The organism is Protofrankia sp. Cr1, from assembly GCF_963555865.1.
GTDB lineage: Bacteria > Actinomycetota > Actinomycetes > Frankiales > Frankiaceae > Protofrankia.
Genome location: NZ_CAUVXO010000246.1, coordinates 6,909 through 7,422, shown reverse-complemented (window position 1 = coordinate 7,422; position 514 = coordinate 6,909). Strand labels below are relative to the sequence as shown.

Below are 514 nucleotides of genomic sequence, written 5' to 3'. Positions count from 1 at the left end.
GGTCCCCGTTTCGAATATGGTTGCCGTCTCCTGGCTGATCTTCTCGACGACGTGGACCGCGGAGAGGAAGCTGCAGAGATCCGTGGACGACTGGCCGAGGACATGTGACGGCCGTCGAGATACTCGGCGGCCTCCCTTTCGTAGCCCGTATTCCGATCGATGGTGGCTGGGGGCACTGCTCTAAAAAGTAGATCGATTAGGCTGTTTTAGATAGATTCGACCTGGTGATATCGATCGTGTAGCTGACGTCGCTCCAGTCCTCGGTACCGCCCACGCCGGACCCGACGGCGCCGAGGCTCTCACCGGCCGCATCACCGCCCGGTTTCCCGACACGACCACGTTCCTCGTCTGCTTCGACGACGACACCGCGAACAGGCCCGGCAAGCTCCCGGCTGGGCAGAACGCCGCAGCCAGCCTCGCCGACCGGCTCGCCCACCGCGGTCACCTCGTGGTGACCGTCATGCCGCCCGTCGGGGTGAAGGATCTCAACGACTGGTGGCAGCAGAACCCTGAT

The 514-nt window shown here is 63.6% G+C and carries 1 protein-coding gene; it reads left to right on the top strand.

Annotation, left to right across the window (positions count from 1 at the left end; translation table 11 throughout):
• Positions 1-214: 214 nt before the first annotated feature.
• Positions 215-514: toprim domain-containing protein (locus U9980_RS28615; protein ID WP_416210309.1), on the top strand; the 300-nt coding region annotated here is incomplete at its 3' end.